Below are 20,013 nucleotides of genomic sequence, written 5' to 3'. Positions count from 1 at the left end.
TGTATTTGCAACCTTTCTCACTTAATAGATCACCTAAGATTGAGGCATACTCATTCCCCTAGTTGGGAGTACTTCGATGGTTACGTTGAAGCTTCGACAGTTGGAAGTTCCGCCAGGTCAATCCCTGCTGCTCAATGATGTGAGTTGGTCTACGCTTGAGGCGATTTTAGACGAGTTGGGAGAACGCCGGAGTAGCCGAATTGCTTATGACCGGGGCAGGTTAGAAGTTATGACACCGCTACCAGAGCATGAGTACTTTAAAGAAACCCTTAGCGATGCTGTTAAAGACATTGCTGAGGAACTAGATATTAACTATGAGAGCTACGGCTCTACAACCTGGCGGCGCGAAGTCAAACAAGCTGGGTTAGAACCTGATAACTGCTTCTATTTTCAGAACGAAGCGCTGGTTCGCGGCAAACTAAACTTTGACCTCAATCAAGACCCACCCCCCGATCTGGCCCTTGAAATTGACATCACCAGCAAATCCCTGGATCGCTTTCCTATCTATGCACGATTGGGGGTGCCCGAGCTGTGGTATTACGACAGCGGAGCACTGAAGATCTATCACCTGCAAAACACTGATTATGTGCTGGCTAAGCGCAGCCTTGTGTTTCCTTTGCTGGCAGTTCAGACATTGCCTCAATTGATTGAAAGCCATCGCAGCAGCGGTAGGCTAGCGGTAAGGCGAGCGATAAGACAATGGGTGCGAGAGCAACTAGAACAGCAGAAATGATCACCGAACCTGGCCGCTGGTAGACGGGAAAACATCGTTTTGTGTCGATGACCGCTGGGTACCGGCCCAAAAATAATGGCTCCTTTAAAAGCATGAAACCCAGCCATATGGCTGGGTTTTAGCTATCGGAGCGACAGGATTTGAACCTGCGACCCCTACTACCCCAAAGTAGTGCGCTACCAAGCTGCGCTACGCCCCGATATCGCGTCTCACGCGCCTACCTAGAATAGCATAGAGACGTGACAGATTTGATCAGATTAATTTGTTTTAGATCTTCGATCTGAATCTGGTTTTAGTAGCCGTAGGACCAGCGAGCACGGTAGCCCCGTGTATCAATATGAGTAAAAACTGAGGCGCTGGCTAGCCCACCTTTGTTGCCCCACCAAGCGTCTAGCTTGTCGAACACATCGTAGGGGTGGTATCCAGAGATGACAAAGTCTGCGGCATCTCCTGCTAAATGACGAGACTGACTAGCGCCCCCTACAGCCGCGTTCACAGCAGGGGGTCGGTACCAGGAGTTGATACTCATGGGGCGTCCACCAAATCTGTAGCGGATATCTTCCAGAGCTTTAGCTACTCGAATCATGCCATACACTACATCCTGGTTTTCAGGGATGCGAGTACCTCCATGGGTTGCTTCTCCCCAGGTAAAGTGCCCTCGCTCCCCGTAAGCTGTTGTCCAAATGATGGGGTTATTGGTGTAGTAGAGCCCATCAAAGCCAGGAAACCGCATAGCCTTACCGAGGTTAACGGGATTGGCAGGGTTAACAGGGTTTGTAGGGTTGACAGGGTTTGCAGGTTGAGAGCTACTCCCACTCCCGGCAGAATTTTGATCGTTCGGTCTGTTTCCAGGAATGTTGCCGCTGATTTGAATATCTGGGGCGTAGGCATACCAGGTGTTGCGGTTGCCAGGCCCGAGAAAAGCACCTTGCAGCGCGACTCTAACGTGGTTTTTCTCGATTGCGCCGTAGGAACTGAGCTCAAAAACTGTTCCGTTTTTAACAAAGATCTTGTCGGCGGCTGACAGTTCACTCGAAAGCGTTGGTTCGGCTTTGAACAGCGTATCGCTGACCACCTTCAGCTCCTGGCGATCGCCCTGAAGCTTAATGTCAGGGGTATAGGCGTACCAGCTATTGAGCCTATTGGGGCCTAGTGTGGCATTGGCTAGAGCGAGCCGGGTGTGGTTGCTGGCGGCAGGCAGATAAGAAGCGACTTCAAACTGAGTCCCATTTTTGACGAAGATTTTTTGGATATCTGTGAGTTCGCTCGATAGTTTAGGCTCCAGCTTGAAGAGCGTGTCGCTAACGACTTTAAGCGTAATTGGAGTTTTTAGCTCAAAATCGGGCCGAAAAATATACCAAGACGTTATCTTGGAGTCGCCTACGGCAGACTCCAAAAGTTCGATCTGCCAATGGTTGCTGCCCACATCAACATAGTACTCAATCTCAAACTCTGTTCCATTTTTGACGAATACTTTCTCAGTAGCAGAAAGCTCATTCGACAGCTTGGGCTTGAGTTTGAACAAGGTGTCGCTCTTAGCCTTGATTTTCATGGCTCACACTCTTAGAACAAATCATCGTAGGACTGCTCTAGCTTTTAGTATCCATAGGACCAGCGAGCACGATAGCCTCGGACGTCAATGTGGGTAAATACAGAAGAGCTGGCCAACCCACCTCGGGTTCCCCACCAACCATTTAGCTTGGCGTAGACGCTAGAGGGATGATACCCCTGAATATTGAAGTCAATAGCGTCTCCATTAAGATGGCGGGAAAACCGGGCTCCTCCTACTCGTCGGTTGGTTACCGGATCGCGATACCAGGAGTTGATGGAGATAGGTCGGTTGCCAAACATTTTCCGAATTTCTTCCATGTGTTGAGCCACGCGAATCATGCCGTAGACTATCGACTGGTCCACAGGAATACGGGTGCCTGCGTGGGTAGCTTCTCCCCAGGTAAAGCTACCGCCTGGCACAATTGAATTGTTTAGATAGTAGAGACCGGTGAAGCCTGGCAGGCGAATGGCTCTACCTGGATCTTTCGGATTGGCAGGCTGATTGTCTTTGGGCTTGTTCAGGGGCTCATTGCCCTCAACGGTGATATCTGAAGTATAGGCATACCAGGTAGTTAGGTTATTTGACCCTAAAAATGCCCCGTCTAAGGCGACCTTAACGTGGTTATTAGGGGCAGGCGCGTGAGATTGCAGCTCAAAGACACTGCCGGTTTTAACAAAGGCTTTTTCGTCTGCTGTAAGCTGACTAGACAGTTCTGGCCTAGCTTTAAACAGAGTGTCGCTGACCACCTTCAAGTCAACCTTGTCTCCGGTAACTTTCATGTCCGGGCTATAGACATACCAGGTGTTGCGATTGTTGGGTCCCAAAAATTGATTGGACAGCGCTACCCGAGTGTGATTACCTTCAGCTGGCAGATACGAAGACAGCTCAAACTGGGTGCCTCGTTTGACAAAAACTTTCTCAGCATCAGACAGTTCGCGGGAGTTAACAGGTTTGAGCTTGAAGAGGGTGTCGCTGACCACAGTGAGTTCTACCCCTGAGCCTTTGACTTCGATATCTGGCTTAAAGACAAACCAGTCTTTAGTCTGCTGGCTGTCCAGGGTTGCATTGGCCAGTTTGATCTTTAGATGATCGGCCCCAACTTCTACGTAAAACTGGACTTCTAGCTCTGTTCCTCGCTTGACAATGACTTTTTCTAGGTCGGTCAGTTCGTTTGAGGACTTGGGGCTAAGCTTAAACCAGGTATCGCTCTTAACAATTACTTTCATAGCAATGCATCCCTACACAACAGAGCAAATTATTAGCTGCAGAAGCAGCCCGCCTCTAAGCCTGCAGATGTCCAATATGATGTGCTCAAATGATACGGAATCTTTTGCCGCTAACTAGCTTCAGGGCAAAATCCTTAACTATTTATTCTGACATGGGGCTTGCTCAAGCTCAAAACAGGGTTAGTTGGGGAATTGCCTGTAGTAGCTCGGTCACAGCGTCTTCTGGCCAATTGCCTTCGCAGCGGCGGCCTGTCTGCACAATGATGTGGAGGCTAAAGTGATGGGGAAAGCCTTCTACTTCCAGCCAGATGTGCTCGGTTTCAGCTTCCATCGCAATGCGCTCTGATTCCATGAGCTCACTGCTGATCTGGCTCATCGCCTGAGATAGCTGCTGGGCCAAGGCGCAGAAGTCCTGAAACTCAGACCGGGTTAGCTCAATTGACCAATGTTCACCCGCGATTAGTCCTTGGTAAGTAGGGGTTGCTGCATTCCAGCCTAAACGCCAGCCGTTGCCCTCCTTAATGTAGCGACTCATGAAAGCGGCGGTCTAAGATTTTAGAGAGAGTTGAGCCTGCGATTTGCAAAGCTCTCTTCACTGGCAGGCTCAAGGTACTCAGTAAGGGGGCCTACCTTTCGACACAGCCCTCCTTACTGAAATACAGGGCCTATTCCCCGATGATTTCGGGTTGGGTCAGCTCATCGGACATTTCAATGATGGCCCGTAGGACTGGCTTCATTTTGGGATCGTCGTAGCTGTCAAATTCCTCAAAACGCCGTCTCTGAGCCCGATTAGCGACTTGGACAGTAATTCTGTAGCGGTTGGAGGCTGCCCGGATTAGCTCCTCGGTGCGGCGCATAACCTGAGTATTGTCGAAGGGCGAACGCTTGATCATCATGCCTTAGCTGAGTGAAACGAGTTGATCTAGTTTACCAAGCCAATTGGGTTAAGTGACAGTTGCTGCAAAACCTGAGAGGCACGTTAGCCCAAGAATGAGTTTAGGTCGCGGACTGAGTCAAGAAGCTAAATAGGCTGTTTTTAGAGAGGAAACAGGGATTTCGAGGAAGGAGGCTGTCCCTAGATTGGTGATGTCTTCACCCCGAAAATATAAAACGATGCGAACGAACCAATGCTTGGTAGACAGTTCCCCATTCTCTTTTTTGTTTTAGCATGGTCAGGCTAGATGGGTGAAGATAAACTGCTTACTCTAATTCATAAAGGCTTTATAAAACAATCAATATAATCTGGTTTTCCTTCATCAGATTTTTACACTTATGTTGGTAAATTAGTAACTAATATCAGATTTGCTCAAAGCTTCCAAAGCTAGTACTGTTGGAAGGTGCCCTTATGATTATTCCGATCCTTCGACAAAGATGCTTTGCGCTATTAAGGCGAAGCTTATTTAGTCGTATGAGTCCCCCATAAAGCATGCCCAAGCGCGTTTACTCAGTAAGGCAACTCAGAGGCCTGCTGGGTAAGGGCATTTGCAGCTGATACAAGATCTTAAGCTCACTGAGTAGTTGCATCGTGAGAACTGAATGCTCTCTAAAGAGGGCTCTCTAATGCTTTCGGCAGCAACTTCAGCGCAGTTCTAGGCTTATCTCTTAAGCTTTTTACCTGCTACAAACGTTGTAGTGTAGCCAGACAATTAGCTTTAACTTCAATTTCGTTCAGTTTAAAGGCTGGCTTTGTAAAGGCTCAGCTTAGCTATTGACAACGCTTGCTAGAGATTTTGTCTCTTTTTGCAAGTCATTTTTGTCGAAGGTTTGTCAAAGGGAATGCGGCTTTTACGTCTGTGGATGGAAGAAAGAACCATCCTTTAGAAGTGCTTCTTCTAGTCATTTTCAAGGGTAGCGTAGGTGATACCTAGACGTAGCCTTTGATGCACTAATTTTGAGCTAGTGCATCAAAGATTGCCGCCCCAAAATTAGTTTGATTGAGCCTGGCTTTATCGCAATCCTATTTAGATTAGGGAGAATAAAAGTGAGTGGGTTTTATATATCTAGTCAGAACTATGTAAGTCGTTTGATGCAGCAGGCCCAGAAGGTTCGCTACAAAATAGATGGTCTTCGCAAAATATTGGCTTTTCCTATCTACTCGCTCAACGATGTTCGAATTGCTCCAGGTACGGTGATTACCGGCCGTCTTGACATTGGCCGTGGAACGAGAATTAATACTCCTTCACTGTTTCAGGGAGATGTTCAGATTGGTAGGTACTGTGCGATCGCAGGTGGAATGTCAGTCTGGGAGTCAAATCATTACGTCGAACAGCTGGTTATGCAGAATCACCTAGCCCAGTTGATTCAGAGTCCTTACCCGGTGGTTGGGGCGACTAAGGGGCCCGTGGTTATTGGAGACGGTGTTTGGGTTGGTTATGGGGTTCATGTTTTAAGCGGAGTCCAGATTGGCGAAGGTGCTGTGATTGGAGCAGGTTCAGTCGTTACTAAATCTGTTCCTCCCTATGCCATTTTTGCAGGCAACCCGGCTAAGCTCATCCGCTACCGGATTCCTCAAGAACTGGTTCCTTCGGTGTGTGGCCTGAAGCTGTACGACCGGCCTTTATCCAGATTGAAGCAGGTTAGTGGACTGCTGACTGAGAAGTTTGACCGGACAACTCTGGCTCAAATGCAGAGGATGCTGGGGGAATCTAAAGAATTAGTCTGTAGATAAGTCTGGTTGTCTCAAAGCTTTCCTGTGATTTCCTCCAGCTCGATCTCAACATCTTCTTGGGATAAGGCCCCTATTTGGACAAGGGGTTTGAGGACTTGCCCTAATTGTGTCTAGTGCTAATGGTTGATGACAAAAAGGCTGAAATGTAAAGAATTGAAAACGGCAGCATAGAGTGATACCCTAAGCTCATCGTAATGATTCCTCGTATATAACCGTTTTCTCTATCTCCCAAGGGCCGGTTTAGCATGTTGGCAATCCAATATGAGCAGCGCACCTCAAGACTTCCTGCCAAGAGCCATCCCAAAAAGGTTGTGGTCTTGGGAGATAGCTTGGTATATGGTTTTGGAGACTTTGAAGGGGGTGGCTGGGTAGAGCGTATCCGGCGGCGCAGCATGGCTTTGGGAGAGGCAGGCCCGGTTTTTTACAACCTAGGCGTGCGAGGAGATGGGGTGAGGCAGGTGACTCAACGGCTGGAGCAGGAGTTTCGCCTGCGGGGCGAGTTGAGAAATCGGGTCCCTGATTTGATTATTCTGTCCGTTGGTGTGAACGATTCCGCTCGTGTGGGCAGGCCTACAGGGCGGCAACTGACTGACTATGAAGCGTTTCAGCATGACATAGAGAGCTTACTCAAGCAGGCTAAGCAACTGTGCCCTGTGCTGTTTGTAGGAATGACTCCGATTGATGAACGGCCCATGCCGTTTTCTGAGGTGCTCTATTACTCCCATACCGATCAGTGGCGCTACAAAGAGGCCACTCGGATAGCCTGTGAAGCGCTTGAGGTTCCTTATCTAGATGTTCTAAGCCACTGGCTGAAGCGGGGCGATGACTGGTGGCGGCCTCTACTCTCTGGTGATGGTTTGCATCCCAATGTAGCTGGATACTGCGCTTTGCTGAACGACATCTTGAGTTGGGAGGCGTTTCAAGGGGCTTTAGATAGCCCTGAATTGGCTCTCTAGATGCGCGTAAGCCCACTATTTGGCTGATCGAGCGCTGAGCAGAACCCAGAGAATCGCTAGGGCTGTGATGGTTAAAGCGCGGCGATTAAGTGCGATCGCAACCAACCTCATAACCACAGCCCCAACCGTCAATGTTTGAGGAGGCGAGGCTGTGGCTTTGGGAGAGGGCAGAGAATCAGGGGCGGAAGAGTTCATGCCAGTTAGGGAGTATCATCTACCTCTTCTACAGTAGTGTCTTCTTCAGTGCCAGTATCTCTAGTGCCAGTATCTCTAGTGCTAGGCTCTCTCCAGTCCTCACCAATGCGGATAGTAATGTCCGACTGCAGATCGCCGGTTGAGTCTGAAACGACACGTCCATTGCCTAAAACGGCAGCCAGGGTGCGGGCTCCGGCCAAGTCTCCTCGCTGAGCAATGACCTGGGTGCGAGACTCATTGTTGGGCCAGTTAGACACGACGTAGACGTTATAAAACCCTTGCTTGCGCAGGTAACGGGCAACCTTCGTGGCCATATCAGGCGAGTCGGAGGCGTTTTGCACAGCAATGCTCAATTCGGCAGGTACTAGAGAACCGTGCCCAGCCAAGGTGGCGACCGTCTCTACCTGGAAGAAGTTCTGCATAATTTGGGCTGTCGCATCCGAGTCTGCCAACCAGTAGCTAGCGTTGTACTCGCTGACTTCACTGAAGCGCCCCGGCAGCATGACCATATGCAGATCATCTGCCTGCATGCTGAGGGCAAAGTTGGCCAGCGCCAGCATTTCTTCCACTGAGAGATTGGTGTCGATGTAGCGCTGCAGTACCCGCACAATCTGAGGCAGCTTGGGAATTACCGCTGGACTGGTGAGCCGCTCCCGCAGGGCCTTGAGCAGTATCTGTTGACGCTGCACTCGACCAATATCTCCAGTTTGATCTTGGCGAAACCGGGCAAACTGTTCAGCTTGGCTGCCATCTAGAGTTTGCCAGCCGGGATAGAGATCGATATAGAGATCCTGAGTGCGATCCTCGTACTCCATACGCTTGGGCACGTAGACTTCTACTCCGCCCACGAGATCTACGATTTCTCTAAAAGCGCCAGTACTGACTCTGATATACCGATCCACCGCGATCGAGCCCAAGTTGGAGCTGAGGGTTTGAGCCACGAGTTCGGGGCCGCCTTCGACGTTGGCGTGGTTGATCTTGGCGGTGCCATAGCCAGGAATGCGAACCCGAGTATCGCGGGGAATAGAAAGCAGGCTGGTGGCATTGCTGTCAGGATCAATGCGAGCCAGAAGCAGGCTGTCGGTGCGGCCCGAAAAAATTTCCTCGGAATCTTTGGGCACGTCTGGTACCTCATCAATACCCATCAGCAGCAGGTTGACAGGGCGCGTGACACGGTACCGAAAGCCGCTCTGCCAGAGCTCGCCTAGGCCCAAGGCCTCCGCTTGATGAGGCGCGAGTTGCCTAGGCAGCGGCACTGATAAGGCCAATACTGCTCCCAGACAGGCTGAGGCAACAGCCGTTCCCCCAAACAGGCTGCCCCACAGCACGGTCTTACCAATCCGCTGAAAGGTAGAGGAAGAAGGGGGTATCGGGGGTGTATCCTCCGGAAAACTGTTTTCTGGAGAGGCTGGTGTCTGCACCAATGGGGTTTGAGGAGACATTGGTGGGTCATCTACAGGAGCCTCAACCGGATCGGGGACCTCTTGTGCTGTTGGGATATTTTCAGATGACAGGCTATGGTCTTCGGGGGGTTGGGCGTCAAGAGACTTGGGAGGCATTGTCACCTGCTGTTATCACTCCTCACGATGGGCGCTGGCCCTGTCTGTAAACACGGCTTTTTGGTTCCAAACACCGGAAGAACCAGCCTGAAACGTGTAAATCTTCGCAAACAGATGATTTGTTAATCAATATTAAGGCGATTATAGCCTGACACATCTCCCAAGGGGATAGGATGAGTCCGAAGGATTGTCGTGCAGGACAGAGGTATGGTCAAGATAATCCCCGTGATTCTGGCAGGTGGCAAGGGCGAACGGTTCTGGCCGGTCAGTCGGTTAAAGCGGCCGAAACAGTTTCTATGCCTAGACGGCAGCGGTCAAAGTCTGCTGCAATCTACGGCAACTCGGCTGTTGGCCCTGGCGGATGATTGGAATTCCTTATGGGTGATTACAGCGGCTCATTTGGCGGATGAGGTGCGGCAGCAGCTGCCCCACCTGCCCGAGGAAAACCTGCTGGTTGAGCCGCAGGGCCGCGATACGGCTCCTGCGGTTGCCTGGGCCACGCTGGAAGTGGCTAAAAAGCATGGTCAGGATGCCGTTGTTGGCTTTTTCCCGGCAGACCACTGGATTGCAGACCAGGATCGATTTTGCCAGACGCTGCGAGGAGCGGCAGATCTAGCGGTGAGTCAAGGTGCGATCGCAACCCTGGGCATTACCCCGACCTACCCAGCTACCGGCTACGGCTACATTGAGCAGGGCGACGATGCGGGCAGCTACGGTGGCTTAAACGCCTACCCCGTCAGCCGCTTTACCGAGAAACCTGACAAAGACACAGCCGAAGGCTTCATTGCCAGCGGTCGCTTTAGCTGGAACAGCGGCATGTTTATCTTTCCTGCCGAGGTCATGCTGCACGAGTTAAAGACCCACGCCCCAGAGCTGATTAACCCGATTCTAGAGCAAGGTGTAGATGCCTATGCGCACCTGCCCAAGCTCAGCATTGACTACGCTGTCATGGAAAAGACCGACCGCGCCTACGTCATGCCTGTTGCCTTTGGCTGGGATGATTTGGGTGACTGGAACGCGGTTGAGCGTCTGTTGAAGCAGCCCACCGACCAAAATGTGGAGCTGGCAACCCATGTGGGGCTAGATACGACAGGCAGCATCGTCTACGCCTCTGATCCCGACGAAATTGTGGTCACCATTGGCCTAGAAGATATTGTCGTTGTTCGTGATGGCAACGCCACCCTGATTGTGCGTAAAGACCGTACTCAGGACATCAAGCAAGCCGTTAAGCAGATTGGAGCGGAGGATCGCTTTAAGCATCTGCTGTAGCAGTCAGTCTAGTAGGGTTAAAACAACCCAACCTTGACCTTGACACTGCGAGCGGAGCGAAGCAATCCCACAGAGGAACTGAGGCGCGAGCAGAGAAACACCAAAGCCGGGGCTTAGCAACTTGCCAAGCTCCGGCTATAGGGTTGAGGGCACTTTTGCTTTGCGAATTTCCCTACAAATTAGGTGGGAGCAGAGGCCGTTGCTTTCTCAAACTTCAGCTTAGAGCGCCTGAAGATCTCTGGAATCTCTACCGGATAGTTGCCAGTGAAGCAGGCTGAGCAGAAGGTTTGAGGGTCTTGCTCAGTGGTTTCTAACATGCCTTCCCAGCTTAGGTAAGCCAGAGAGTCAACCTCAATCTGCTCAGAGATCTCTGCTAGCGTTTTGGTGGCAGCGATGAGCTGGTCTTGGCTATCGGTATCAATGCCGTAGAAGCAGGGATGGGTGACAGGAGGCGACGAGATTCGCATATGAACTTCAGTTGCACCCGCATCGCGTAGGGCCTTAACGATTTTGCGGCTGGTGGTGCCGCGCACAATCGAATCATCGACAATCAGGATACGCTTGCCTGCCAAGACGTCTTTAAGCGGGTTTAGCTTCATGCGAATGCCGACTTCCCGCATGGACTGAGTGGGCTGAATAAAGGTGCGGCCCACGTAGCGGTTTTTGATCAGCCCTTCAGCGTAGGGAATGCCTGACTCCTGCGAAAAGCCGATGGCGGCGGGTACACCAGAGTCTGGAACAGCCATGACCAGATCAACATCGGCGGGGGCTTCTTTAGCCAGACGGCGACCTAACCGCTGCCGGTAGCTGTAGAGGCTTTCGCCGTGAACAATGCTGTCGGGCCGAGAGAAATAGATCATTTCGAAGACACAGAGCTTGCGCTGGGCTTCGGCCCATTGCACTGAGACGATGCCGTCAGCTGTGATCCAAACCAGTTCACCGGGCTTAATATCGCGGATGAAGGTAGCACCAATGATATCTAAACCGCAGGTTTCAGAGGCCAGCACATAGTGGGCGGGGCCGTCGTGGGGGTTTTCCTCTTGGCCTACTACGCCCAGCACCAAAGGTCGAATGCCCTGGGGATCGCGGGCACCAATAATGCCTGAGGGGGTGCCAATTACCAGACTGAAAGCTCCATAGCAGCGTTTAAAGGCTGCGATCGCACTCTCTACCCAGCCGTGTCCTTCATCGACGGCCTCAGCCATAGCAAAGGCAATCATCTCAGAATCGGTAGTCGAAACTAGCTGATCCCGTTGGGTCAACCCTTCGCGCAGGTCGGCAGCATTGACCAGATTGCCGTTGTGGGCCAGCGCCAACGCGCCCAGCCGAGTTTCTACAACAGCCGGTTGGGCATTGCAGACTCGGCTTGACCCGGTGGTGGAGTAGCGGGTGTGGCCCACCGCAATTTGTCCTGGCAGTTCCTTCAAGGCATTGCCGGTAAAAGCTTGGGAAACCAGGCCCATGTTCTTATGGCAATGCACAGTTTGGTCGTCGAAGGTTGCTATCCCGGCGGATTCTTGGCCGCGGTGCTGCAGGGCATAGAGGCCGAAGTAGGCCAGGGTAGCTACGTCTTCGCCTGGGGCATAGACCCCAAACACGCCGCAGGCTTCTTCAGGTTTATCTGGTCGTTCAGTCAGAGGCAGGGTAGAGTCAGTGCCATTGGTAGAATGGCTGGACGCCGCAGGTTCAGACGGTAAAGACATCATCTCAGGAAGAAGGGTCGCAAAGAGTGCTGGGATCGGCAACTAAAAATCGTGTGCCGCGAAGCAGGCAAGATACCCGATGCACTGAACACACGATCCATCATACGAAGCAAATTTCAGGAGGGCTGGAAACAGCCAGAGACAGCAAGATGCTCTACTGTTTAACCAATTGTTAAGACTAGATGATCCTAGCACCTGAATGCCGGGATCACCTCAGGGGAAGATTCCACAATCTGGATTGGTCACTGCTTCTAGGCCGTCAGCCGCCTTTCGATAGCAGTTTCCCAAGTTTCCGCCATTGTGCTTAAAGAAGCTGCCAAAACCGGCTTGCTATCAAGTGTGCTCAAGGTCAGTGATGATTTTGGAGCTTGCACCCGGCCCAATCGCTGCCACGCCGTCTGCAGGTGTGTCTCCAGATAGTGCTCCCAAGCTTCAATGGCTTCAGGCTTAACCGAGACTAGAATGCGCGCCCCCCCTTCGCCAAATAGCAGGGCATCCCAGCGCCCAGCGTAGGTCGAGTCTACTGGTAGCGTAATTTCGGCTCCCAGTCCTCCACTAATGCAGGCTTCGGCTAGTGCGATCGCAACTCCACCCTCCGCTGCATCGTGGGCCGACTGCACCCAGCCTTGACCAATCCCGTAGCGGCAGGCTGCCTGAACTCGCTTCTCCAGATCCATATCCACAACTGGCGGATGCCCTGTCACCTGGCCCTGTACCGCCGCCAAATACTCTGATCCACCCAGCGTCACCAGGGAGCGGTCCTCTACAGCCGCCTGCTCCCCCTCTTCTAGCTTGACGCCCAGCAGATAAATCACGTCGTCTTCCTGCTGCCAACCTTGGCCGCAGGTCACCGCCAAATCTTCAATCAGCCCCACCATGCCCACGACTGGAGTGGGGTAAATTGGCTGCGGATTGCCTTGGCTGTCTAGCGTCTCGTTGTAGAGAGAGACGTTACCGCCGGTTACGGGCGTCTCAAAGGCACGGCAAGCGTCGGCCAACCCCCGACAGGCTTCGGCTAGCTGCCAGTAGCCAATCGGCTTTTCGGGGCTGCCAAAGTTCAGGTTGTCGGTAACTGCCAGGGGCTCTGCGCCCACACAGCTGAGGTTGCGGGCCGCTTCGGCTACTGCTGCCTTAGCCCCCTCGTAGGGATTGAGATAGACATAGCGAGAATTGCAGTCTACGGTCGCCGCTAGCCCCCGGTTTCTGTTTCCCTTGCTCCCCAGATCCCCTGGCTCCTCCTCAAGAGGCCGCAGCCGAATCACAGCGGCATCACCGCCCCCTGGCCACAGCACCGTATTATTTTGCACCTGATGGTCGTACTGCCGGTAAACCCAGCGCTTGGAGGCAATCGTGGGGCTGTCCAGCAACTTTAGCAGCACTTCATTCCAGGTTAGAGGGGTGCCCTTAACCGAGGTTCCCGACAGTGAGCAATGGGGCAGCTGATCCATTGTCCAGGCCCAAGCCTGCTGGGCATAGTCAGGCGGCTCAGCCAGCAGCTCGCGGTGATAAATCGGCGTGTCTTCAGCCAGGGCCAGGGCCGGAATTTCGGCGGCAGTTTCCCCTTTAAAGAGAATGCGAACAATCGGCTCTTCGATCACCGTTCCGGCAACCACAGCCTGCAGCCCCCAGCGCTCAAAGATCTCAATAAGCTCCTGCTCCCGACCTTTTTGCCCGACAAACAGCATGCGCTCTTGAGATTCGGAGAGCAGGTATTCATAGGGCACCATGCCAGTCTCCCGCACCGGAATCAGATCAAGGTCTAGCTCAATGCCGACTCCACCCTTAGCCGCCATTTCTGACGTGGAGCAGGTGATACCCGCCGCTCCCATATCCTGCGCTGCCACCACAGCCCCGGTCTTAAAGGCTTCCAGGCAAGCTTCTACCAAAGACTTCTCTAGAAAGGGATCGCCTACCTGCACTGCAGGCCGATCAGCCTCCGACTCATCGCTCAGCTCGGCACTGGCAAAACTAGCCCCGCCCATACCGTCTCGCCCAGTCGTAGAGCCTACGTACAGCACTGGGTTGCCAATACCAGAGGCCCCTGACTTCACGATATCCGGTGTCTCCATCAGGCCAATCGCCATCGCATTAACCAGCGGATTGCCGGTGTAGGCCGGGTCAAAGAACACCTCCCCGCCTACCGTCGGTACCCCAAAGCAGTTGCCGTAGTGGGCAATCCCCGAAACGACTCCGGTGAAGATGCGACGGGTGCGGGCATCGCCCAAATCGCCAAACCGCAGCGAGTTTAGAGCAGCAATGGGCCTAGCGCCCATGGTGAAAATGTCTCGCAAAATGCCGCCAACCCCTGTGGCTGCGCCCTGAAAAGGCTCTACTGCTGAAGGGTGGTTGTGAGATTCGATCTTAAAGGCAACCCGCAGGCCCTCTCCAGCATCTATGACCCCAGCATTTTCCCCTGGTCCCACTAAAATTCGCGGGCCTTCGGTAGGAAACTGCTTGAGCAGGGGGCGAGAATTTTTGTAGCAGCAGTGCTCCGACCACATCACGCCAAACATACCCAGCTCCGCCCGGTTGGGGTGGCGGCCCAGCCGGCGAACAATTTCTTCGTATTCCCCTGGCTTCAGGCCTTCTGAAGCGATTTCATCGGGGGAAAACGGAGCGGCAGAAGAAGCGGTCATAGGGTCGGCCTGTGCAGTGCGTCTAAAATTCTATCGCTGCAGCTACCCGATCTGACAGAGATTCAGTGGAGCTCAGCGAACTCAACCCAGCGTGTTGTGCGTCTTGAGGAATCGATCCAGGTCAGAGAAGGTGCCTGCGTGGGCAATGATCGGCATTTCATAGCCCTTCATGGCAACTGTGTAGCGCTTGAAGAACTGTTCACTGGCCCCTAGCCCTTCTAAGTACTGATAGGTCGTTTCACCCAAAGCGATATCGAGGCCCAACTGTTTTGTAGAAGTTTCGAAGCGGAAGGCCGCATTGACGGTGTCTCCCAGCGCTGTGTAGTCAGGGCGATCGCCGGTGCCAGCGTTGCCCACCATCGCAAAGCCGGTATTGAGACCCGCTCCAATCCGCAGGGGAAAGGGTAGGGGAAATTGCTCGTGCAGGGTGCTAGTCATCTTTGCCAGGGCACTCATTGCCTGAATGATTTGCACCATCTCCGCCGGGTCTACCCCTTTGGCCCCATGAATCCAAACGGCCATGACGGCATCGCCAATATATTTATCCACCCAGCTGCCGTACTGACCGATGATCTCTCCGGCCCGCCGAAACCAGGTGCCAATCGCCTCTGAGAGAACTTTCTCGTCGATCTGCCGGGTCATGATGGTGAAGTCGCGGATGTCGACCACCATGACCGAAATTAGGCGACGAATGTGCAGTGTAGCCGTGGCTGTAAAGTCTTGCGAATCTGCTCTGGCAATACTGGCGGAATTTGGCAGGGCCGGTTCGGGGGCAGGGCAATAAAACTGTAGCTCTGTCTGCCCAAAGGTCAGGGCGTCACCGTTTTGCAGCGTCACCGGCACGCTAACTCGACGGCCGTTGACAAAAGAGCCATTGCGGCTGCCCAAATCAATTAGGTAAAACTCGCCGTTCTCCATGCATTGCAGCATGGCGTGGTTGCGCGAAATCCAGCGATCGGGAAGGACAAAGTTGTTGTCATCACTGCGGCCAATAGTCCAGCAGTTGCTTCCGATCAACGATAAATGGCGACTGCCAGATTCAGTTTGAAGGACCAGGTAAGGGCCGGGTTTGAGAGTCACTAGACTACTCGCGATGACGGGCTGGAGGCTCAATTGTGTGGACGAGGTCTATGGGGTATCTCCCCACAGAAGCGAGGAACTACTAAAAAAATAGCTCAAAAATCCAGCTTTAGATGGCCTATGTGTTTTTTGCCTGACTCAAAAGGCAAATCCTATGCGGTTGGCAGCCCTACTTTTACCAACGCCTTCGACCTCAAGCCAAGGCCGCTGACAGAAAAAACAGCCCGTCTACCAGAAGCGTGCTCAGCACAGCTCCACCAAAGGCCCACCAGATGAGTTGTCTGGAGTAAAGCAGAGGAATGACGCCAGCGCTGATTAAAAAGAAGACCAGAAAGGCCGCGCGGTACCCAGCTACGGGGGTTCCTAGCAAGCCGGCAGCTTCTCTTAAGACCACGGGCACAAATTCTGGATCGACCGCCATCAGCTGACGCCAGGAAGGAAACAGGCCCATCCAATTGGTGTAGAGATCGGTTACTGCCGTTCCTAAAAGAGAGCCTAGGTAAAAGTAGCCACCCACTCGCCCCCAGCCTCGCCTCAGGCAAAGCACAACAATGGGCAGAGCTAGCGCTTCAACAGGCAGATGCACCATGGGTTCCCAGCGGAGCCAGCCCCAATAGAGCGACCCGGCTAGCCAAGTCCAAGTAAAGCCCACTAGAAGATCTCCCCAGACTCGGCCCCGCGGACGCTGCATTAGCCAAAGGCCCAGCCCTAACCAGGCTCCTGTCAAAGCCAGACTCAGCCAGGGAAAGACCCGTACCAGCGGAGCTTGGAAGAAAACAGGAAGCACAACCAGGCCAACAGCAGCGGCTAGAACCTGCACCTGGCGGCTGGTGAGGTCAAACCACCCTCGTAGAAGAGACCCTTTTAGGGGGGTCATAATATTATCGGGCGGACTAGATAAAGACAAAGCTTTTCTGAGAACGTGTTAACTATAGTTAACATAACATGCCCCCCTCCGGCATTTGAACCTCCCAGGAGGGGGAGAACTCCGTCAGGGAGGTCACTTGCTTCTTCACAGCGCTTCTACAGCGGCGTTAAGTCTACAAAAAGAATTTAGGTTTGGGCGGCTCTTTGCAGCATCAAGGTCTAAAATTCACTAGAACTGTTGGCGGCAGGGTCGTAAATTTGGGCGCAATTGCCGCTCGACCTTGCCCCTGCCGGGTTGCTGCTCCCTAAGCTTGAATCTGCTATGAATCAACTGATGACTGGCCCCTGGGCTCTTTTGCTACAAGTGGCTGAGCCGGCTGAGCTCAGCAAGCAAATGTCTGTGTTTCAAGCTGCCATGCTGGGCATTGTGCAGGGATTGACTGAGTTTTTGCCGATCAGCAGTACAGCTCACCTCAAGGTTGTTCCAGTAGCTCTGGGCTGGGGCGATCCGGGCGTGGCCTTTACGGCGGTGATTCAGCTGGGCAGTATAGCAGCGATTCTCTGGTACTTCTGGGACGATTTGACTCAGGTTACGGTGAAGATGGTGCAGGCTGCAAAGCGCTCTGATTATGCTTCACCAGACTTTCGGGTAGGCCTAGGCATTTTTCTGGGAACGCTGCCGATCGTAATTTGCGGGCTGCTGATTAAAGCTTTGGTGCCGGATTTCGACAACTCTCCTCTGCGCAACAGCTCTACTATTGCCCAGATGTCTATCATTATGGCGCTGTTGCTGGCGGGCGCTGAATGGTTGGGAAAACGCAAGCGCAATTTTAACGACTTAGATCTACGGGATGGCGTGGGTATGGGCTTTGCTCAGGCGCTGTCGCTGATTCCGGGGGTGTCTCGTTCGGGTTCAACGCTGACGGCAGGCCTGTTTCTGGGGCTAGAGCGGGCGGCTGCAGCTCGATTTTCGTTCCTGCTAGGAATTCCGGCGATTACCTTAGCTGGCCTAGTGGAATTGAAAAATATGTTTGATGCTGGCACTAGCTCTGTGGGTTGGCTGCCTCTGATAGTGGGGACTTTGGTGTCTGCGATCGCATCTTACATCTCTATCGACTGGCTGCTGCGTTTTCTCAAGCAGCGCTCTACCTGGGTTTTTGTGTGGTACCGGCTGGCCTTTGGCGTTGCAATTTTGGCTGCGATCGCAACCGGACGAATGCAGAACATCTAACATAGGCATTGGACCTTTGTTAGCGCCTTTGGGATGAGCACTCAATCCATTCGTCCCGCCCTGATTACCCGTGTGCTGCCTGACTCAATTGCTGAAGAAATTGGGTTTGAGCCGGGGGATCGGCTGGTTTCGATTAACGGGCAGCAACCCCGCGACCTGATCGACTATCGCTTTCTCAGTGCCGATGAGGAACTGGCTCTGGAGGTATTAGACGCCCAGGGCAAAACCCACCGCATTGAGATCGAAAAAGACATCGACGACGATCTGGGCCTAGAGTTTGACACGGCTCTGTTCGATGGGCTGATCCAGTGCAACAATCGCTGCCCTTTTTGCTTTATTGATCAGCAGCCTCCGGGCAAGCGCCAGACGCTTTACCTGAAGGACGATGACTACCGGCTGAGCTTTCTCTACGGCAGTTACCTGACGCTGACCAACCTGCTGCCCGCGGAGTGGGAGCGGATCGCTCAGCTGCGGCTTTCTCCGCTCTATGTTTCGGTGCACGCTACAGAACCGGCGGTGCGAGAACGGCTGCTGAAAAACTCGCGAGCGGGGCAGATTTTGTCCCAATTGGAGTGGTTTCAGCAGCAGCGGCTGCAGATCCATGCTCAGGTGGTAGTTTGTCCCGGTATTAACGATGACGAGCACCTAGAAACGACGCTGCGCGATCTGGCTCAGTTTCATGCGGGAGAAGTGCCAGCGGTGGCGTCGGCAGCGGTGGTGCCGGTGGGGCTAACTCGGTTTCGGCCTGAGGAGGATGAGCTGGTGCCGGTGACGCCCGCCAAAGCCCAGGAGGTGATCGCCCAGGTGCAGCAGCTCCAGGCGGAGTTTCAGGCGCAGCTCGGCAGCACCTTTGTCTGGCTGGCAGACGAGTGGTTTTTGATTGCGGGGGTTGATTTGCCCCCTGAGAGCCACTATGAAGACTATCCTCAGATCGGCAATGGCGTTGGCTCGATCCGGCAGTTTCTGCTGCAGCTTGAGGCGGCGGCTGAGGATCTGCCCGATCAGGTGACGCCACCTCGAACGCTCACTTGGGTAGTGGGCAATGCCGTTGAAAAAGCCTTTCAGCCAATCTTGCAGCGGTTGAACGCGGTTGAGGGGTTAACCGTGCGGCTGGCTGCGATCTCAAGCAACTACTGGGGCCAAGACATTTCAGTAACGGGCCTATTGACCGGACAAGATCTGCTGGGATCGCTCTCGGGTCAACCGCTGGGAGATGCCATACTGCTGCCGTCGGTCATGCTGAAACAGGGAGATTCGGGTCGCCCTGAGGATATGCTCTTTTTGGATGATTTGAGCTTGGCTGAGGTTAGCCAACGGCTGGGCTGTCCGATTTACCCCGTTGATGATGTAGACGCTCTAATTCTTGCCTGCCAAGACATTGAGCCCCTGGATTCGTCGCGGCAGCTGCAGCCAGCAGCAGGTTACTGGACACCGACTTAAGGCAGATAATGAAGCAATTGGTTGGGACTCTAGCTGAGTCCGTCGTCAAGGCTGCCCAGTTCCCGATATGCTAGGGGAGTTTGAAGTTTCGTCTTTCGCCGGTGACGTTCCTCCTTGCTTGTGCTTGCAGATAAGTATTGGTATTTATGCGAGACACCTTTCACCGTTATTTGATGACTCTGGGGCTGGGAACTGCGATCGCAGTGCTGCCTTACATGAGGCCTGCTTCAGCTGAGTCCGGTTCAGCCCCTGCTGCTGGCCCCCTACCTCCGCCCCAGGATTCTGCTCAGACTGGATTGCCCGGTTCTGAACCAGTTTCTCTAGAGCCAGTGAAACAGACGATTGAGCCAGAGGTGCTGTTGCCCCGCATTGATCTGCAGCAGGTGCCCAGAACTAGGGTTACCCCTGCCCTGGATCCTGCCGAAACCCCCCTTCCTTTAGAGGCAGATGCCGTAAACACGCCATCACAGCAGCCGGAAACCGAGCCTTTGGAAGCTGAGGGAGAACCGCTTGCCCCTACCGTAACGGGGCAGCCTACAACAATCCCACCGACCTCTTCAGCCCTCGACCCCGAGGCCAACCCACTGCTGCTGCCGACTCGACCTGGGGAAGTGAGCATCACAGAGGCTCAGGCCATCACCCTAGAGCAGGCTATTGAGCTGTCTGCCCGCAACAACCAAGAGCTGCAAATCGCCCTGCTCGAACTTGAGCGCAGCCAGGCCGCCCTGCGAGAAGCCCAAGCCGACCGCCTGCCCGGCGTCAACCTCTCTGCTTCGCTAACCGCTCAGGAGGGGCAGTCCTCCGACTTTTCTCCCACCACCGGGCAAATCACCAGCGGCAGCCAGATCAACACCACCCTCAGTAGCGGCGTCGAAGTCTCCTACGACCTCTATACCGG

General features: G+C 53.5%; 17 protein-coding genes and 1 tRNA gene. 7 read left to right on the top strand and 11 right to left on the bottom strand.

Going from position 1 to position 20,013, the window contains the following annotated elements:
* Positions 1-76 precede the first annotated feature (76 nt).
* Positions 77-733: a Uma2 family endonuclease gene (locus H6G13_RS15830; protein WP_190484444.1), complete on the top strand. Its 657-nt coding sequence runs from the start codon at positions 77-79 to the stop codon at positions 731-733.
* A 125-nt stretch (positions 734-858) separates the two neighbouring features.
* On the opposite strand, the gene H6G13_RS15825 is transcribed toward H6G13_RS15830, so the two are convergent.
* The 5 genes from H6G13_RS15825 to H6G13_RS15805 form a co-directional block, all read right to left on the bottom strand.
* Positions 859-932, bottom strand: a tRNA-Pro gene (locus tag H6G13_RS15825).
* A gap of 93 nt (positions 933-1,025) precedes the next feature.
* Complete coding sequence (locus tag H6G13_RS15820) at positions 1,026-2,285, bottom strand: D-Ala-D-Ala carboxypeptidase family metallohydrolase (protein WP_190484440.1); 1,260 nt, start codon at positions 2,283-2,285, stop codon at positions 1,026-1,028.
* 44 nt (positions 2,286-2,329) lie between these two features.
* Positions 2,330-3,511 carry a D-Ala-D-Ala carboxypeptidase family metallohydrolase gene (locus tag H6G13_RS15815; RefSeq protein ID WP_190484437.1) on the bottom strand — a complete coding sequence of 394 codons (1,182 nt, stop codon included), beginning with the start codon at positions 3,509-3,511 and terminating at the stop codon, positions 2,330-2,332.
* Between the two features lie 169 nt (positions 3,512-3,680).
* Complete coding sequence (locus H6G13_RS15810; protein ID WP_190484434.1) at positions 3,681-4,046, bottom strand: DUF1818 family protein; 366 nt, start codon at positions 4,044-4,046, stop codon at positions 3,681-3,683.
* Positions 4,047-4,176: 130 nt separating this feature from the next.
* A complete protein-coding gene (locus H6G13_RS15805; RefSeq protein ID WP_190484892.1) occupies positions 4,177-4,404 on the bottom strand; it encodes a DNA-directed RNA polymerase subunit omega in 228 nt (75 codons plus the stop codon).
* A gap of 1,133 nt (positions 4,405-5,537) precedes the next feature.
* Between H6G13_RS15805 and H6G13_RS15800 the strand changes: the two genes are divergently transcribed.
* Entirely contained in the window at positions 5,538-6,179 is a 642-nt protein-coding gene (locus H6G13_RS15800) for a CatB-related O-acetyltransferase (protein WP_190484431.1), read from the top strand.
* Between the two features lie 245 nt (positions 6,180-6,424).
* Positions 6,425-7,135 carry a GDSL-type esterase/lipase family protein gene (locus H6G13_RS15795; protein WP_190484428.1) on the top strand — a complete coding sequence of 237 codons (711 nt, stop codon included), beginning with the start codon at positions 6,425-6,427 and terminating at the stop codon, positions 7,133-7,135.
* 15 nt (positions 7,136-7,150) lie between these two features.
* Here the strand turns inward: H6G13_RS15795 and H6G13_RS15790 are convergent, their stop codons facing one another.
* Positions 7,151-7,330, bottom strand: coding sequence for a hypothetical protein (locus H6G13_RS15790; protein WP_190484425.1), 180 nt, complete (start codon positions 7,328-7,330; stop codon positions 7,151-7,153).
* A gap of 5 nt (positions 7,331-7,335) precedes the next feature.
* Positions 7,336-8,889, bottom strand: coding sequence for an LCP family protein (locus H6G13_RS15785; protein WP_242028357.1), 1,554 nt, complete (start codon positions 8,887-8,889; stop codon positions 7,336-7,338).
* A 207-nt stretch (positions 8,890-9,096) separates the two neighbouring features.
* On the opposite strand from H6G13_RS15785, the gene H6G13_RS15780 reads away from it, so the two are divergent.
* Positions 9,097-10,158 carry a mannose-1-phosphate guanylyltransferase gene (locus H6G13_RS15780; RefSeq protein ID WP_190484423.1) on the top strand — a complete coding sequence of 354 codons (1,062 nt, stop codon included), beginning with the start codon at positions 9,097-9,099 and terminating at the stop codon, positions 10,156-10,158.
* A gap of 179 nt (positions 10,159-10,337) precedes the next feature.
* On the opposite strand, the gene purF is transcribed toward H6G13_RS15780, so the two are convergent.
* From purF to H6G13_RS15760, 4 genes are all read right to left on the bottom strand, one after another.
* The gene (purF, locus tag H6G13_RS15775) at positions 10,338-11,864 is read right to left on the bottom strand and encodes an amidophosphoribosyltransferase (RefSeq protein WP_199305942.1); all 1,527 of its coding nucleotides are present in this window, start codon (positions 11,862-11,864) and stop codon (positions 10,338-10,340) included.
* Positions 11,865-12,112: 248 nt separating this feature from the next.
* Positions 12,113-14,497, bottom strand: a complete 2,385-nt coding sequence (purL, locus tag H6G13_RS15770; protein WP_190484420.1) for a phosphoribosylformylglycinamidine synthase subunit PurL — start codon at positions 14,495-14,497, stop codon at positions 12,113-12,115.
* A gap of 81 nt (positions 14,498-14,578) precedes the next feature.
* Positions 14,579-15,577 carry an FHA domain-containing protein gene (locus H6G13_RS15765; protein ID WP_190484417.1) on the bottom strand — a complete coding sequence of 333 codons (999 nt, stop codon included), beginning with the start codon at positions 15,575-15,577 and terminating at the stop codon, positions 14,579-14,581.
* 193 nt (positions 15,578-15,770) lie between these two features.
* A complete protein-coding gene (locus H6G13_RS15760; protein WP_190484414.1) occupies positions 15,771-16,454 on the bottom strand; it encodes a DUF3120 domain-containing protein in 684 nt (227 codons plus the stop codon).
* Positions 16,455-16,778: 324 nt separating this feature from the next.
* On the opposite strand from H6G13_RS15760, the gene H6G13_RS15755 reads away from it, so the two are divergent.
* The 3 genes from H6G13_RS15755 to H6G13_RS15745 all read left to right on the top strand — a co-directional run.
* Positions 16,779-17,675 carry an undecaprenyl-diphosphate phosphatase gene (locus tag H6G13_RS15755; protein WP_199305953.1) on the top strand — a complete coding sequence of 299 codons (897 nt, stop codon included), beginning with the start codon at positions 16,779-16,781 and terminating at the stop codon, positions 17,673-17,675.
* Positions 17,676-17,708: 33 nt separating this feature from the next.
* On the top strand, positions 17,709-19,115 hold the full coding sequence (locus tag H6G13_RS15750; protein WP_190484412.1) for a TIGR03279 family radical SAM protein: 1,407 nt from the start codon (positions 17,709-17,711) through the stop codon (positions 19,113-19,115).
* A 146-nt stretch (positions 19,116-19,261) separates the two neighbouring features.
* Positions 19,262-20,013 (top strand): TolC family protein (locus tag H6G13_RS15745; protein WP_190484409.1); only part of this gene is annotated, 752 nt, incomplete at its 3' end.

The sequence above is a fragment of the Pseudanabaena sp. FACHB-2040 genome, assembly GCF_014696715.1.
GTDB lineage: Bacteria > Cyanobacteriota > Cyanobacteriia > Phormidesmidales > Phormidesmidaceae > JACVSF01.
The sequence above is the reverse complement of the archived record's forward strand: the minus strand, read 5'-3'. Positions and strand labels throughout refer to the sequence as shown.